A 16504-nucleotide genomic window follows, 5' to 3' on the forward strand; every position below is an offset into this window, starting at 1 on the left:
TCCTCAGCAGATCCTCAGCAAATCCCAAGGAGGCCGCAGACCAAGCCACCGGACTGGGTGGGAGTCGGGGATGGGCTGGGTGTGGGAGTCGCGGTTGGAGTTGGAGTTGCTGTCGCCGTGGTCTGCGTCTGTGTCTGCGCTTGTGCCGGAGCAGCACTGGTGGAGTACACCACGTCCACGAAGTAGTTCGTGGCATTGAATGAGTTCGCAGGCATCACACCTCCGGAACCGTATCGGTACACGCCGTTATTAGGTCCAGAAGCCGTAAATACCCCACTCGTCCAGGTCTGGTTGAAGAAGCCAGACGTGTAGGAGTAGCGGCCGTTGGGTGCGCGGTAGGACACCACGTAGGTCTGGCCGGTCGACAAGGCCACCGGAGCCGACAATGTAGCAGTTTGCCACCCCGTAGCGGTCTCGTTGGTAAAGGTCACCTGTGCCAGTCGGGTGCCAGCCGAGTTCCACAGCGATCCTACGTGCGTACCTGTGTTACCGGTGCCCTTGTAGAAGCGGATACCCGTTACGTTGCCTGCTTGCGAAACGCTGAACGCCGTTCCGAGCTCCACGGACTTCGTCTCGGATGCCGCCGCAACTTGCGGCAGGAGCGAACCGAAGATGGTGCTCTGCTGCGCTGTTGCCGCCGCCGTAGTGAACTGCCAGGTGGTTGGCGGAAGGGTCTGTCCCTGGGGTGTCGCTACATTGGAGGCAGTGGCCGTGATCACAGTGCTGGCAGGCAGTGCAGCTGCAGGTGTGAAGGTGATGGTCCTGGAATCTGCGGACAATGCTGCTGTTCCCGCTACCGATCCTCCGCTGGCGTTGAGCGTGAAGGACGCGCTGGGGTTGATGGCGGTGGAGAACGTGATGGAGGGTTTCACATCAGTAGGGATCCCGGTTGCTCCAGGTGCCGGCACCTGGGCCGTGACGCTCAGTGGCTGCGGAGCCAGAGCGAAGACCAAGTCCACCATATAGCTGGCAGTGGATGCCGTATTCGGGAAGTCGCCGCTATACGAGTAGGCTCCGGAATCGGTAACCACCCGCAAAGGACCGCTCGCAAAGCCGTCACCGAATCCGCCTGCAGTGTATGAGTACGTGCCGGTGGGAGCTTTGTAGGCTGCTACGTACTCAGTGTCCGCTTGGATGTTGACGGGTTGACTGAAGGTTGCCGTCTGCCAGCCCATGCTTGATTCGTTGGTAAACGTAACAGTGGCGAGTTGTTGTCCGGCAGTCGTGTAGAGGGAACCGGTGTGTGTCCCGGTGTTGCCGCCAGACTTGTAGAAGCGGATTCCTGTTACCTGGCCCGCCGTATCACTGCTGAACCTGACGCCCAAGGCCAGTGCCGCGCCGTCGTTCACTTCGGGAGTGGTGGGGGTGGTGGTGTCCTGATACAGCGTGCAGGGGCATACGCCCGGGGTGCGCGGTGCAGGGACGGTGGCGAACGTCCAGGTATTTCCTGAGATCGGCGTCCCGGACACGGCAGTTGCGGTTACGGTGGCCGTGTAGCTCGTTCCGGCAGCCAGCGGGGCGCTGGGAGTGAACGTGACCTTGCGTGTTGATTGGTCGTACGCTGTGGCGCCGGCCACCGCAGCGCCACCTGCTGTCTTTAGCGAAAGCGCGACGCTGGAAGTTACGGCAGCCTCGGAGAGCACACCGCTGACGGTCGTATCCAACGGCACACTGGAGGCGTTTGGCAGCGGAGACTGGTTACCCACAGTAAATGGCGGTGCGGAGACCATGACTACGACATCCACGAGGTAGCTGGCCGTAGAGCGGGAGCTCGGGAAATCGGTGCTGTACGAGTACGCGCCCGCATCGGACACTGTCCGCAAGGGGCCTACACTCATACCCGAGCCAAAACCGTTGCTGGTAGCGGAGTAGGCACCCGTCAGCGACTTGTACGAGGCGATGTACTCCGTGTTGGCAGCCATTTGGACAGGTTGGCTGAACATAGCCGTCTGCCAACCCGCACTGCTCTCGTTGGCGAAGGTCACTGTCGCCAGCTGTTGTCCGCTGGAGGAGTACAGGGCACCAGTGTGAGTGCCGGTGTTTCCTGCCGACTTGTAGAAGCGGACTCCTGTCACCTGCCCCGCGGACACGCTGGAGAAGCGGACACCCAGTGTCAAGGGAACGCCGTCCTGGATCTCGGCGATGCCGGGGGTGACACTATCGTTGTACAGGCTGCAGGGGCAGGACCCTGGGGGTGGAATGGTGGCAGCAGTCGTGAACGACCACGTACCTCCCGAGGTTACTTGCCCGCCGTTGGTAGCCGTGGCGGCAAGCGTCGCCGTGTATTGGGTACTAAACGCCAGTTGGGACGTCGGTGTGAACGTCGCCTTCCGGGCCACGGCGTCGTAGGTGGTGGTGCCCGCAACCGCGCCGGCAGAGGACTTTACGGTCAATTGGATGGTGGTAGCAGTGACGGCCTTCGAGAAGACACCGCTCACCGTGGTCGAAACGGAGACACTCGAGGAAGAGGGGATGGGTGTTTGTCCGGAAACAGTCAGTGGTGAGGTGTCTGTGGTGCTGAACACCGCGTCCACAAAGTAGTTGCCGCCGTTAAAGCTCGAGGTGGGGAAGCCCTGCGATGTGTTGTACACACCGGCCGCTTCAGCGCCGAAGCCACCTGCCACTTTCAACGGGGGGTCGTTGAATCCGGTGTAGGCCCACTGGAAGTCCTTCGTGGAGTAATGCCCCTTGGGCGCCCAGTAGGAGACCGTGTATTTCTGGCCCGCAGTCACCGGGACGGGTTGGCTGAACAGCACAGTCTGCCAACCGGACGCTGTCTCACTGGCGAAGGTCGCGGTAGCCAGGCGGGTACCGGTAGCGGACCAGAGGGATCCCGTGTGCGTTCCGGTGTTGGCCGTGCTCTTGTAGAACCGGACACCGGTGACGAATCCGTCAACGGAGGGAGAGAACCGCAGACCCATCTCGTACGCGCCGGCGTCGCCGGAGTCCACCGTCGGCGGGACTGTTTGCCCAAAGACGCTGTAAGGGCCGTTCAGGCTGAGGTTTCGGGTGGCCACAGCACCGATGTTGGCGCTGTCGTCAATGCCACGCACTTGAATTGTCGCGGTGGCAAGGCCCTTCTGAATGTAGCTGTAAGTCCACGTCGCTTTACCGCTGGCTGGGTGCCACGTGGCACCGCCGTCCGTTGAAACTTCGACGCCGGCAACCACACCACCGACGTCAGTTGCAGTTCCGCTGACAGTCACGTTGGTTCCATGAGCCAGTGAGGCACCATCGGCTGGTGCGTTGATGGTGACAGTCGGGCCGGTTTTGTCCCCGCTGGCCGCAGTTGCAACGAGCCCTGCAGCAAGGGAGGCCGGCGAGGCACCCATGTCTGCAAGCAGGTTCACTTGGGCCTGCCTCATACGGGCATCGGCGGGGGCGCCGGTGCCGTCGTGTTCCTGGTCCAGTCCCCACGTCCACTGGACGCTGCCGGCAGAGAACACCAGTGCGCCGCTGGGAGCCCGGTAGAGGGTCAGGTGATGTGTCGTGGTGCCGGGCTTGGTTGTGTTTCCGAAATCCTGGAGGTATTCGCTGACGGCTCCAGTGGTGGTTGACAGCTGGATCTGGCCCGCCTGCCGGAAGCCGTTATCCAAGTCTTCGTCGGATTCATAACCTATGGTGTGCTGAGCCAGCACTGCCGAAGAGCCTGCTGCAAGTGAGGCCAAGGACGTGTTCCGCCACAGGCGCGTCTTTCCCTCCGCAGCGGAGACAGTCACGGGAAGATCAGTGAAATTAGACATGTAAAGCGTCCCAGTTACGCCGTTTTCCGGGAGGCCACCACCATTCGCCTGCGAGGCGAACCGCGGATCCCTCCAGGTTCCCGTCCATTGGGCAGTGGGATCGATCTTGGCGTTTGACCAGGTCTCCTTGTAGCAGGTCAACGTCCTCCCCGCCGCGCCATCGACACTGGACGGTTCGAATCGGGTGCGCCAATACATTTCGTTGCCGGAGAGGAATTGGAGGTTGACGCCCGCGTCCCGTGCAGCAGTGACATTGGCGCGTTGCGGGCCGGACCAGTATTCGTCATGGCCCACGGACAGGAACACCTTATGGTTGAGCAATTCGGCTCCGTTGCGGTCCGAGTCGAGGCCGCTGATGTAACTGACGTCGTATCCGTTTTGCTCCAGAAAGCGCACCATGGGGTATTCATTGGCGAAATAGAAGTCGCGGCCACCAATCCCGTCGCGGGTGGCTACAGGACGGTTGTAGCTGACTTTATAGGCCCGGCCGTTGTTGGCGCCCTGGTAGAAGTCTGAACCGCCGTACGTGTTGTAGGCCTGCCAGGTTTCGTCGGCAGTCTGGAAGACAACGGCGGAGTGGTTGCCGTCGTTGCGGACAATAAAGGTGATGTGGCTCTGCCCACCTGTGTCGGGCCGCGTGAGGAGCGCGATGTAGACGCCGGAGACTGCCGTCGAAGGAACTTGCCACGTCGCCGAAACGGCCCACGTGCCGCAGTCATAGAGTTCCGTTGTGAGATCGCTCCGGCAAGCTGGTTGGGTTTGGCGGAACGCCGAGGGCGTGACATCGGCGATCTTGCGTGCTCCGTTGCCGCCATACCAGCCGGTGCGGTAGATGGCGATGGTGTAACTCGGAGCTCTGGTATCGATCTTAAACTTGATTGCCTGCCCCGCATTGACGCTGATTTCCGTGGAGAAGCCTTGGATGCTGTCGTCACCGGCACCATCAATGTCCCACTCCGAAGGTGGACTTCCGGGTTTGGAATTTTCACACACCACAGGATTCATTCCGGGGTCGCATGGTCCCGCTGCGACGGCCGCCGGGGCAGTAAGAGGCAGCAAAGCTGCAACCATGGCAATCACCAAAGGCAAGAGAAAGCCTTTGAGGACTTGCTGTGGTCGGGTAGCTGAAGGACCGGTCATCAGAACTCCTGGAGTGGTACGCCAATTGCGAATATGGGTCCGCGTTTAGCGCACGGTCCCTGCTTGCCGCTCCCCAGCCAGGGTCAAACCAAGATCTTCAGTTATGGAATACGGGTTCTGCACTTGGATGATCGTTTCCGAATATCTGAACCGTATCCAGCCTTTACCCGAGGGACCTTCAGGTAGAAGCCGGATCACCGGAGCGAATCCGCCAAGTAACCCTTGGCAGGAGTGTAGGGGCGCAGCATCCCTGCCGCAAGGCTTTCCCGTTACAGATCCATGGATTTCGGCCAAACGGCAGTAGATTTAGGGAGACGCAGCCGCCCGCAGGGGCTGACAACGGGCCATCCAGGAGAACCAAGTACCTTGCATTTGAAAAGTCTGACTGTCCGCGGATTCAAGTCGTTTGCGTCGGCCACGACGTTCGACTTCGAGCCCGGCGTCACCGCGGTCGTCGGTCCGAACGGCTCGGGTAAGTCCAACGTCGTGGATGCCTTGGCATGGGTCATGGGCGAGCAAGGCGCCAAGACGCTGCGCGGTGGAAAAATGGAAGATGTCATCTTTGCCGGCACATCGGGCAGGCCTCCGTTGGGACGCGCCCACGTTTCCCTGACCATCGACAACGCGGACAACGCGCTTCCCATTGAGTACAGCGAAGTCACGATTTCCCGGACACTGTTCCGGACGGGAGGCTCCGAATACGCCATCAACGGTGCGCCTTGCCGGCTCCTGGACATCCAGGAGCTTTTGTCCGATTCCGGACTGGGACGCGAGATGCACGTGATAGTGGGCCAAGGCCAGCTGGACCGGGTACTGCACGCGACGCCTGAAGACCGTCGCGGTTTCATTGAGGAAGCCGCAGGTATCCTCAAGCACCGGCGCCGCAAGGAAAAAACCGTCCGCAAGCTCGAAGCCATGCAGGCCAACCTCGCCCGACTTGGCGATCTCACCGCAGAGATCCGCCGCCAACTCACCCCCTTGGGCAAGCAGGCAGAAATCGCCCGGCGTGCACAAACAGTCCAATTCGATGTCAGGGATGCCCGCGCCCGGCTCCTCGCCGACGACCTCGTTGCACTGACATCGAGCCTGGAACAGGATGTCGCAGACGAAGCCGCCCTCAAGGAACGCCGGCAGGTGGTCGAGGCAGAACTGGGCCAGGGCCGGCGACGCCAGGCCGCATTGGAGCAGCAAGCAGCCGAAGCAACCCCCCGGCTCAACGCAGCACGGGACAACTGGTACCAGCTGTCAGCAGGCCGTGAGCGGCTCCGCTCGCTGGGTTCCCTGGCAGCCGAGCGTCGTCGGCTGCTGGGCTCATCAGAAGCCTTGCCGGACGCCGGTCGGGACCCCGAACAGCTGGAGCGCCAGGCGGCGAAGGTCCGCGGGGAACAGGCCGTCTTGGAACACGACATCCTTGCCAAGCAGGCCGCCCTCCTGGAAGCAACAGTGGCGAAGGATTCTGCGGAGGCGCTCGCAGCCGCCGAGGACAAACGGCTGACGGCCATGTTAAGGGCAGCAGCTGACCGCCGCGAAGGGCTCGCCAGGCTCGCGGGCCAGGTCGCGGCCGCACGCTCCAGGGCAGAAGCGGCGGAGGCGGAGCGTGGCCGACTCCGCGAATCATTGGCCGCGGGCAACGAGCGACGCCGGCACGCCCAGAGCGAATTCGCAGCACTCGAATCCCAGGTTGCAGGGGTTGAAGACGGCGAAGAGAGCCTTGACGCCGAGTACGAGAATGCCACTGAGGCCCTGGACGCCGTGCTGGCGGACATCGAAGAGCTGAAATCCGCAGAACGGGAAGCACTTCGCCAACGGGATGCCCTGAACGCCCGCCGGGACGCTCTCCTTTTGGGTCTCAACCGCAAGGACGGCTCGGAGCGCCTGCTCTCCGGAGATGTCCAAGGGATCCTGGGGCCGCTTGCCGGGATGCTGGCCATTGAGCCAGGTTATGAGGCCGCGATAGCAGCGGCGCTGGGCTCTGCTTCGGACGCGCTCGTGGTCGGGGACTCCGCTGACGCCGTGGCCGCGATCCAACTGTTAAAAGCGGACGACGCCGGCAGGGCCGCGCTGCTGTTGGCTGACGTTTGGCCTGGGGCTACTGAAGCGTCCTCCTTACAGCTCCCGGCTGGCTGCAGATGGGCCGTGGACGTCCTCAAGGTCACGGAACCGGCTGCCCAAGGTGCCTTGGCCCTGCTGGCCGGGATCGCCGTCGTCGATGATCCGGCAGGTGCTGCGGCGCTGATTGGTGGGAACCCCGAACTCAAGGTGGTCACCCGTGCAGGGGATGTTTTCACGTCGCTGACCGCCCAGGGCGGTTCAGCCACCGCGCCTTCCCTGCTGGAGATCCAGGCAGCAGTGGACGAGGCTGTTGCCGGGCTCCAGGAGGTAACTGCCCGGTTGGAACGGGGACGGTTTGCCTTGGCTGGCGCTGAAGCCCGCCGGGCCGAGGCGCAAGACCGGGCCGATGCTGCCTTGGAAAGGCTGCATGAATCCGATGCCCGCCTTGCCGCCGTGGCAGAGCGCCTGGGGCACTTGAACTCACTTCTTCGCAGTGCAGTGGGTGAAAGCGAACGCCTGGAGTCTTCGCTGGCGCGCGCGGAAGCGAACATTGCAGAAGCCAGGTTGGACCTTGAAGTCGCGGCCGAGCGGCTCGCCGCCGCCCAGGAAGCTCCCGACGAGGAACCCCCCACCGACCAGCGGGATGAACTCGCGGCGCAGGCGAGGTTGGCCCGTTCCAACGAAATGGAAGCCCGTCTTGCCCTGCGCACTGCAGAAGAGCAATTGGGGGCCATCGCTGGCCGGGCGGCCTCCCTGGAACGCGCAGCAGCTACGGAGCGGCGGGCCCGTGAAGAAGCCGCGCGCCGGGCGCAGAGGCGGCGCGCCCAAGCCCAACGTGCTGGTGCAGTGGTGTCGGCCGTTGAGCAAGCGCTTCGTTTCATCGATATATCAGTGGATCTCGCAGACCGTGAACGCGACGTTGCCGAGCAAGCACGCGAGCAACTGGAGAGGGAACTGTCCGGCGTACGCTCCGGCAACGAGTCGCTGGCAAAGGAACTCGCCGAACTTACCGACTCTGTGCACAAGGATGAGATGGCCAGGACCCAACAGCGTCTTCGCATCGAAGCGTTGGAGGCCCGCTCCATCGAGGAACTCGGATTATCGGCCGAACAGCTCGTTGCAGATTACGGCCCCGATCAACCTGTCCCACAGCCGGCTGGCGCAACCACGGACAAATGGGCGGAACTCCGCGCACCGGTAGACGAAGCGGGTGTACCGCTCGTGGAAGGAATTCCCTTCGACCGGGCGGGGCAGGAGAAAAGGCTAAAAAAGGCCGAGCGTGAATTGGCGGCACTGGGCAAAGTCAACCCCTTGGCGCTGGAAGAGTTTGCCGCCCTTGAGGAGCGTCACCAGTTCCTCAGTTCCCAACTGGAGGACCTCAAGTCCAGCCGGAAGGACTTGCTGGACATCATCAAAGAAGTCGATAACCGCGTCCAACAGGTCTTCACCGAAGCCTTTGCCGATACCTCAGCGCAGTTTGACCGCGTCTTTGCACGGCTCTTCCCCGGAGGCGAGGGCAGACTGGTCCTGACGGATCCGGACGACATGCTGACCACTGGGATCGAGGTGGAAGCCAGGCCGGCAGGTAAGAAGATCAAGAGGTTGTCCTTGCTCTCCGGCGGCGAACGATCACTCACAGCTGTGGCACTGCTGGTGGCGATCTTCAAAGCCAGGCCGTCACCCTTTTACGTCATGGACGAAGTGGAAGCGGCCTTGGACGACACCAACTTGAGCCGGCTCATCACGATTTTCGAAGAGCTTCGGGAGTCCAGTCAGTTGATCGTCATCACGCACCAGAAGCGCACCATGGAAGTCGCGGATGCCCTCTACGGCGTCACGATGCGTGGCGACGGGGTGTCCACCGTCATCAGCCAACGGCTCGGTGCCGGGGCATAGCTTTATGAGAAGGTAGGGGAGTGAACGATTTCCTACCCATAATTCTGTCCATTCTCGCTGCGCTCGTCGTGGTCGGCGGGCTGGTGCCGGTACTGATGAAGGCCCGGAAGTCCGGCGCCAACTACCCTGGAACGCGGGACGCCAATGACCCCGTTCAGTCATCGGCCGCAGGCAGCGGAACCCTTGTGGAGGACCGGCCGGACGCCGTTACAGCACCTCCTGCCCCAACCTTCGACGGACGAGTCGAAGGTGCCGATGTTCCGGATGACGCCGCCGGCTTGGAGACCATCGCAGTAGAGACACCGGCGCCTGTGGAAGGCCGCCTCACTCGCCTCCGCGCCCGTTTGGTGAAATCGAACAACATTCTGGGCAAGGGTCTGCTGGCTCTGCTGTCCGGCGACAAAATCGATGAGAACGTGTGGGACGAGGTTGAGGAGACACTGCTTCTTGCCGATCTCGGCACCGAGCCCACCATGCAGTTGGTTGATGCCCTCCGGGAACGCGTGAAGGTGCTGGGCACCCGCAGTCCCGAGGATGTCAAGGCCATGCTCCGTGAAGAACTCATCAAGCTCGTGGATCCCACCATGGACCGTTCCCTCAACGTCGAGCGCAAGGGTGACCGACCCGCCGTCGTGCTTGTTGTTGGTGTCAACGGTGTGGGCAAGACCACAACGGTTGGCAAGCTGGCGCGCGTGCTGGTGGCCGAGGACAAGGACGTGCTCCTCGGTGCTGCGGACACTTTCCGCGCCGCAGCTGCTGAGCAGTTGGCCACATGGGGCCAGCGTGTCGGCGTACCCACCGTTAAGTCAGACATCGATGGCGCCGATCCTGCCTCCGTTGCCTACGAAGCAGTCAAAGCGGGCATCGACCAGGAGGTCGACGTCGTCATGGTGGATACTGCCGGACGCCTGCAGAACAAGACCGGCTTGATGGACGAACTCGGCAAGGTCAAGCGAGTCATCGAGAAACTGGCCGAGGTGGACGAGGTCCTGCTGGTCCTGGACGCCACCACGGGTCAGAACGGTCTGAACCAAGCACGCGTCTTTGCTGAAGTGGTCAACATCACAGGCATTGTGCTGACCAAATTGGACGGCACGGCCAAGGGTGGCATTGTGGTCGCTATCCAGAAGTCCCTCGGTGTGCCCGTCAAGCTCATCGGCCTCGGCGAAGGTCCAGACGACCTCGCACCGTTCGATGCTGAGGGCTTTGTGGACGCCCTGCTTAACTAGCGCCGGCGCCCAACTGACTTGCAGTAGTGGTTGTTTTGAGTGATCAAAGCAACCACTACTGTCAGTCAGTTTTTGCTTTTAAGGGGTTCGCGCGCAAGGAGCCATGCCAGGGCCGTAAGCAGCAGCACTCCGCCGGTGACAGCAAATGCAAGTCCGTAGCCGAAGCGATCGGCGAGGATTCCAGCCACGACGGGCCCGATGATGGCTCCGGTATCTGCGGCCATCTGGAAGACTGCCAGCACCTTGCCACCGGAGCGCCCACGGCCAATGACGTCAGCGACAGCAGCCTGCTGCGCCGGGCCCAGCAAGCCGGATCCGAAGCCGGCCACGGCGGAAGCAGCGAAGAATGCCGGAAGATCCGTCGTCAAACCGATGATTCCAGTGGCGAGGCCAGTGATGACAAGGCCAGGAATGAGCAGGGGCTTCCTTCCCCAGGCATCGGCAAGGCGCCCGGAGAACGTCAAAGCGAGGGCATTGCCTACAGCAAAGACGGCCAAAGCCCATGCCGCGGTCTCCGGTCGCGACTGAAGTGCCGCGACGGCAAAGAGCGGAATCGTGGCCATCCGCACACCAAAAGTCACCCAGCCATTACCAAAACTGGAAAACACAGCCGCCCGGTATGCGGAATCCGCCAGCGCGCCTCCTTCAACGTCATGGGCGGAGCGTGGGTGGCATCCTGACCGGGCGTACCCTCGCCGCTGAGCATTGTGCGGACCACCAGTGCTGCAACGAGCAAGGCCGCCGCGTAGGCAAGGAACGGTACCCGAAGGCCGAAGCCAGCCAGCAGGCCACCAACAACCGGGCCCAGGACACTCCCAATCAGAAAGGCCGACGCGTATGCGCCCGAAACACGGCCCCTTCGTTCCGGCGGTGCCAAACGGATGAGCAGCCCCATGGCGGCGACTGTAAACATGACGGAACCCGCTCCGCCGAGCCCCCGGAAAATCAGCAGCTGCCAATAGTTCTGGGCGAAAGCGCAGGCGGCAGTGGAAGCGGCAACGATCAGCAGGCCGGACACATACACGTTCCGTTCGCCGAAGCGTCCGATGAGCGAGCCCCCTGCCGGGGCGAAAACCAACCGCATGAAAGCGAAAATGCTGACAATGACGGCGGCAGCGGTGGCTCCGACGTCGAAGGTGGTGGCGAATTGAGGGAGTACCGGTGCTACGAGCCCGAAGCCCAGCGCAATTAAGAGCGCTGCAGCCAACATCACCTTGATGTCGCGGGGCAGCGGTTCCTTCTCCCGCCGGATCCTTGGATCTTCAACGGATCTGGGCGACTCAGTCATGTGGTGCGGGTCCTTCAATTCTGTGTATTTGCGGTGAAGTGTGACGCATGAAACATATCCGTAACAACGGTGATATGCACCATTTACGTTGGGGAGGTTGTTGTAACGAGCCTGCAATGTAAAACCTGCGCAGGCGAAACACTGCGCCGCAAAACTCTTATGTAGAACGCAAATGCGTTGGCACAGGCGGCTTAGCCCGCATCTTAAGCAGAGAGGACGCAGACATGGACTTCACCGCCGGTCTCGTTTGGCTCCTGGTCGCTTCAGCATTAGTGCTGTTCATGACCCCGGGCCTGGCATTCTTTTATGGTGGCATGACCCGCGCCAAGGCCGCCTTGAACATGATGATGATGAGCTTCATCGCCATCGGCACGGTGACAATTGTCTGGGTGCTGTGGGGCGCGTCAATGTCCACCAGCAACACGGACAATTTCTTCCAGATCTTCGCGAACCCGTTCAGCCACTTCGGACTGCACAACTTCACGGATCCCGCGGACCTCCTTCACGTTGGCTACGCCGCAACCTTCGCGATCATCACCGTGGCTTTGATCTCCGGCGCGATTGCGGACCGTGCAAAGTTCTCGGCGTGGACCCTTTTCACTTTGATCTGGGCCACGCTGGTATACGCACCCATGGCTTTCATGGTGTGGGGCGGCGGGCTCTTCTCCAAGGACGGCTGGTTCGGCCAGACGTTTGCACCGGTCATCGACTTCGCCGGTGGAACGGTAGTGCACATCAACGCCGGTGTTGCGGGCCTGATCCTCGTTCTGATCATCGGCAACCGCAAGGGCTTCGGCAGGGACCCCAACCACCGTCCGCACAACGTACCCCTGGTCATGCTCGGTGCGGCAATCCTCTGGTTCGGCTGGTTCGGCTTCAATGCCGGTGCAGCTGCTACCGTGGAGCAGGCTGGCCTCATCTGGATCAACACCCTCGCCGCACCGGCAGCAGCCATGCTCGGCTGGTTGATCGTAGAGCGCATCCGTGACGGCCACCCCACCTCCCTCGGAGCAGCTTCGGGTGTCGTTGCCGGACTCGTTGCCATTACCCCTGCCTGCGCCAACGTTTCCCCGCTCGGCGCCATTGCCCTCGGCGTCGTAGCCGGCGTCGCCTCTGCCCTCGCTGTCGGGTTGAAGTTCAAGCTCGGATATGACGACTCCTTGGATGTGGTGGGCGTGCACTTGGTGTCCGGCGTCATCGGCACAGTAGCCATCGGTTTCCTCGCTACCCCGACCCAGGGCCCCGCCGGTCTGTTCTACGGCGGTGGAACCACCCAGCTGGTTGCACAGTGCCTCGCGGCGCTTGGCTCGATCATCTTCACCGGGGTCATGACGTTCATCATCGCCTTCCCCATCCACAAGCTCATGGGCTTCCGTATCAGCGAACGCCAGGAGATTGCCGGGGCGGACCTCAGCCTCCACGCTGAAACGGCCTACGAATTCGGCATCGGCGGACACGGCGGCAGCTTCCAGCCCCTTCATGACCTCATCACCGGCAAGGCACCGGCCGATTCCGAAGCAGCAGTATCAGGCAAGGAGAGTGTCCAGGCATGAAGCTCATCACAGCGATTGTCCGTCCGGAAAAGCTTGAAGCAGTCCGGGAAGGCCTGGAAGCGTACGGGGTCCAGGGCTTGACGGTCAGCGCGGCAAGCGGCTACGGCCGGCAGCGCGGCTACACCGAGGTGTACCGCGGGGCCGAATACAACGTGGACCTGCTGCCAAAGATTCGCATTGAGGTTCTTGCCACAGACGAGCAAGCAGACGACATCCTGGATGTCCTGATCGCAAGCTCGAATACCGGACGAGCCGGAGACGGCAAAGCCTGGACCGTGGACGTCTACGAAGCAGTTCGAGTCAGGACCGGGGAGCGCGGCTCTGCCGCCATCTAAGTCCTGAGGTCACAATCCTGACATCACACTCCTGACGCGAAAGCGGGCCGGGTACCAGCCAAGGTACCCGGCCCGCTTTGTGCGTAGCTGCTGCTTCGTCGCGGACCGTCTTAATTTTCGACGGCGGTGGGCCAGTCCGCCGGCCCGGCGCTACCGGCGTCGTACTCCTCCAAGGGGACCGTATCCCGTTCCCAGGCGCGAAGGACGGGCTCAACGATCCGCCAGCAATCCTCGGCTGTGTCACCCCGGACGGAGAGCAAGGGATCGCCCGTGAGCACGCCTTCAAGTACTTCACCGTAGGGAAGCATGTCTGCCGCGTTGAGCTCTGCGACGAGGCTGGCCCGGTCCAGTGTGAAGATGTCGCCTGGACCATTCACGTCGGCGTCGAGTTGGAGGACGTCCGGCCCGAATCCAATCCGCAGTTGGTTGGGGGAGTCCACGCCGGAGAATCCGGTGGGCAGGTGCGGTACCGGGCGGAAGGTGATCACGGCTTCCTTCCTTCGGCTCCCTATGGCTTTACCGGAGCGAAGGAGGAAGGGAACGCCTTTCCACCGCCAGTTATCAATGTCTACGCGGACTTCGGCCAGCGTCTCGGTATTGCGGGAAGGATCGACGCCTTCCTCGGCGGTGTAATCGGTCACCGTCCGTGCCCCGAGGGTTCCTGCCGTATAACGGGCCCGGCGCGTTGAATCGTGGTAGGGGGCCTTGATGCTGCTGGCCCTCAGGACCGTGGCCACAGCGTCACGGAGGTCACGTTCATGGATGCTGGCTGGTGCATCGATAGCGATGAAGGCCATGATGTGCAGCAAATGGCTTTGGATCATGTCACGTAACGCACCGGCGCCGTCGTAGTAGCGTGCCCGTCCTTCAAGCGCGAGGTCCTCGTCGAAGACGATTTCCACCTTTTCGATGTGGTCGCGGTTCCACACAGGCTCAAGGAACCGGTTGGCGAACCGCAAGCCAAGTATGTTCAAGACAGTGGCCTTGCCCAGGAAGTGATCCACCCTGTGGATGTGGTCCTCGGGCACCAGCGTGGCCAGGGTTTGGTTGAGTTCGCGTGCAGATTCGCTTCCGGAACCGAAGGGCTTTTCCATCACCAGGCGAGTACCTGCGGGCAATTGCTCGCGGCGCAGGACTTCACAGGCTTTCTGGCTGATGTGGGGCGGCAGGGCGAAATAGATAGCTATCGGCCCTTCCAAGTGTGCCAGGAGGTCCGCCAGGGGCCCATCGGCAGTCACGTCCACTTGGTGGTACTCGGTGGATCCGGCCACAGCTGCCAAAGCGTTGCGCCCGCTTGCATCGGCGGCCTCTGATGCGGCCGCAAATGCTCCCTCGACCCGTTCCTGCCATTGCTTCAGCGTCCAGGGGTCGGACCCGGCTCCCACCAGCCGCAACCCGGGTGCCCGACCGGTAGCGAGCAGCCCTGCCAGTCCGGGGAGGAGCAGCCTGCCGGTCAGGTCACCGGAGGCGCCAAGGATAAGCAACGTTTTTACAGTTGTTTTGCTGGTCATTGTGCCAGCATGCCATCTTGCAGGTGCGACTTGGTACCCTAGATAGTCGAGTCCCTTGGTTGACGCAGATTTGTTGGGGTTGAGACAAATTTGTTGGGACAAGAACAAGTCAAGACTCTGGCGTGCCGCACTGGCCGCCAATCGCAGACCATCGAAAGAAGTGCACGGCGCGTGTTCAATTCACTCTCTGACCGGTTGACAGCAACCTTCAAGAACCTCCGTGGCAAGGGCCGCCTCTCCGAGGCTGATGTCGATGCCACCGTCCGGGAGATCCGTCGTGCCCTCTTGGACGCGGACGTTGCCGTTTCGGTGGTCCGCGAATTCACGTCCCGCATCCGTGAGCGGGCTCTTGGTGCCGAGGTTTCCGGTGCGTTGAACCCGAGCCAGCAGATCGTCAAGATCGTCAACGAGGAACTCGTGGAGATCCTCGGCGGTGAAACCCGGCGCATCCGCTTGGCCAAGACCGGCCCCACCATCATCATGCTGGCCGGCCTCCAGGGTGCAGGCAAGACCACCCTCGCCGGCAAGCTGTCAAAGTGGCTGAAGGCGCAAGGTCACAGCCCCATGCTGGTTGCCTGCGACCTCCAGCGGCCCAACGCCGTAACGCAGCTTCAGGTTGTCGGCAAGCGCGCAGGCGTTCCCGTCTTCGCGCCGCACCCGGGAGCAACCTCGGAGCTGGATCACCCTGCTGGTGACCCTGTGGCGGTCGCCAGCGCAGGTGTGGAAGAAGCGCGCCAGAAGCTTCACGACGTCGTGATCGTTGACACCGCCGGTCGCCTCGGCGTGGATGCCGAGATGATGGATCAGGCACGCCGGATCCGTCAGGCGATCATCCCGAACGAAGTCCTCTTCGTCATCGACTCCATGATCGGCCAGGACGCCGTCAACACGGCCATGGCCTTTGATGAAGGCGTTAACTTCACCGGCATTGTGCTGTCCAAGCTCGACGGCGATGCCCGCGGTGGCGCCGCACTTTCGGTTGCGTCGGTCACGGGTAAGCCAGTCATGTTCGCGTCCACTGGTGAAGGCCTGGACGACTTCGAACTCTTCCACCCGGACCGTATGGCGTCGCGCATCCTGGACATGGGTGACGTCCTGACCTTGATCGAACAGGCTGAGAAGGCCTGGGACAAGGACGAAGCTGCCCGGATGGCGAAGAAGTTCGCCGACCAGGAAGACTTCACCCTGGACGACTTCCTGGCCCAGATGCAGCAGATCCGCAACATGGGTTCCATGAAGAAGATGCTCATGATGATGCCGGGTGCCCAAAACATCCGCCAGCAGCTGGAGAACTTCGACGAACGTGAAATCGATCGCGTTGAGGCGATCGTCAGGTCCATGACTCCGCATGAACGCGTTGCTCCCAAAATCATCAACGGCTCCCGCAGGGCCCGCATTGCAAAGGGTTCAGGTGTGCACGTTTCGGAGGTCAACGGCCTCCTGGAGCGCTTCGCCCAAGCCCAGAAAATGATGAAAAAGATGGCCCAGGGCGGCATGCCCGGCATGCCGGGCATGCCTGGAATGGGCGGCCCAGGCGGCGGCCGCAAGGGTGGCAAGAACGCTCCCAAGAAGAAGGCGCGCTCCGGCAACCCCGCAAAGGCAGCCCAGGAACTCCGCGAGGCTGAGGCCAAGCGAGCCAACGCGGCCTCGGCAGCTCCGACGGGTGCGGCGTTTGGTCAGGGCGCTGCGGACTTCGATCCGTCCACGCTGAACCTCCCCAAGGGCTTCGAGAAGTTCCTGGGTAAGTAAGCGGAACC

The 16504-nt window shown here is 62.1% G+C and carries 7 protein-coding genes and 1 pseudogene; 5 read left to right on the forward strand and 3 right to left on the reverse strand.

Translation table 11 applies throughout. The features are described 5' to 3' along the window. Nucleotides 1-14: 14 nt before the first annotated feature. Nucleotides 15-4883: a DUF4082 domain-containing protein gene (locus AB4Z15_RS10165; protein ID WP_442017156.1), complete on the reverse strand. Its 4869-nt coding sequence runs from the start codon at nt 4881-4883 to the stop codon at nt 15-17. A 366-nt stretch (nt 4884-5249) separates the two neighbouring features. On the opposite strand from AB4Z15_RS10165, the gene smc reads away from it, so the two are divergent. Then, nucleotides 5250-8831 carry a chromosome segregation protein SMC gene (gene smc / locus AB4Z15_RS10170; protein ID WP_442017157.1) on the forward strand — a complete coding sequence of 1194 codons (3582 nt, stop codon included), beginning with the start codon at nt 5250-5252 and terminating at the stop codon, nt 8829-8831. 20 nt (nt 8832-8851) lie between these two features. Then, complete coding sequence (gene ftsY / locus AB4Z15_RS10175; RefSeq protein ID WP_442003946.1) at nt 8852-10060, forward strand: signal recognition particle-docking protein FtsY; 1209 nt, start codon at nt 8852-8854, stop codon at nt 10058-10060. A gap of 65 nt (nt 10061-10125) precedes the next feature. On the opposite strand, the pseudogene AB4Z15_RS10180 reads toward ftsY, so the two are convergent. Beyond that, nucleotides 10126-11348 (reverse strand): annotated as a pseudogene (locus tag AB4Z15_RS10180) (MFS transporter). A gap of 224 nt (nt 11349-11572) precedes the next feature. Here AB4Z15_RS10180 and AB4Z15_RS10185 point away from each other — a divergent pair. Beyond that, the gene (locus AB4Z15_RS10185; RefSeq protein WP_442003948.1) at nt 11573-12901 is read left to right on the forward strand and encodes an ammonium transporter; all 1329 of its coding nucleotides are present in this window, start codon (nt 11573-11575) and stop codon (nt 12899-12901) included. After that, nucleotides 12898-13236 carry a P-II family nitrogen regulator gene (locus tag AB4Z15_RS10190; RefSeq protein ID WP_442003949.1) on the forward strand — a complete coding sequence of 113 codons (339 nt, stop codon included), beginning with the start codon at nt 12898-12900 and terminating at the stop codon, nt 13234-13236. Before AB4Z15_RS10185 ends, AB4Z15_RS10190 begins: the two co-directional genes overlap by 4 nt. A 110-nt stretch (nt 13237-13346) precedes the next feature. Here AB4Z15_RS10190 and AB4Z15_RS10195 read toward each other — a convergent pair whose 3' ends face one another. Beyond that, complete coding sequence (locus AB4Z15_RS10195; RefSeq protein ID WP_442017158.1) at nt 13347-14747, reverse strand: glucose-6-phosphate dehydrogenase; 1401 nt, start codon at nt 14745-14747, stop codon at nt 13347-13349. Between the two features lie 171 nt (nt 14748-14918). Between AB4Z15_RS10195 and ffh the strand changes: the two genes are divergently transcribed. Continuing rightward, a complete protein-coding gene (ffh, locus tag AB4Z15_RS10200; protein ID WP_442003951.1) occupies nt 14919-16496 on the forward strand; it encodes a signal recognition particle protein in 1578 nt (525 codons plus the stop codon). Nucleotides 16497-16504: the final 8 nt, after the last annotated feature.

It is taken from the genome of Paenarthrobacter sp. 2TAF44, from assembly GCF_052114885.1.
GTDB lineage: Bacteria > Actinomycetota > Actinomycetes > Actinomycetales > Micrococcaceae > Arthrobacter.

What these genes read in the sequence shown, in the direction of transcription:
- AB4Z15_RS10165 (WP_442017156.1), bottom strand. Translation starts at nt 4,883, where the DNA reads ATGACCGGTCCTTCAGCTACCCGACCACAGCAAGTCCTCAAAGGCTTT.
- AB4Z15_RS10185 (WP_442003948.1), top strand. Translation starts at nt 11,573, where the DNA reads ATGGACTTCACCGCCGGTCTCGTTTGGCTCCTGGTCGCTTCAGCATTA.
- AB4Z15_RS10190 (WP_442003949.1), top strand. Translation starts at nt 12,898, where the DNA reads ATGAAGCTCATCACAGCGATTGTCCGTCCGGAAAAGCTTGAAGCAGTC.
- AB4Z15_RS10195 (WP_442017158.1), bottom strand. Translation starts at nt 14,747, where the DNA reads ATGACCAGCAAAACAACTGTAAAAACGTTGCTTATCCTTGGCGCCTCC.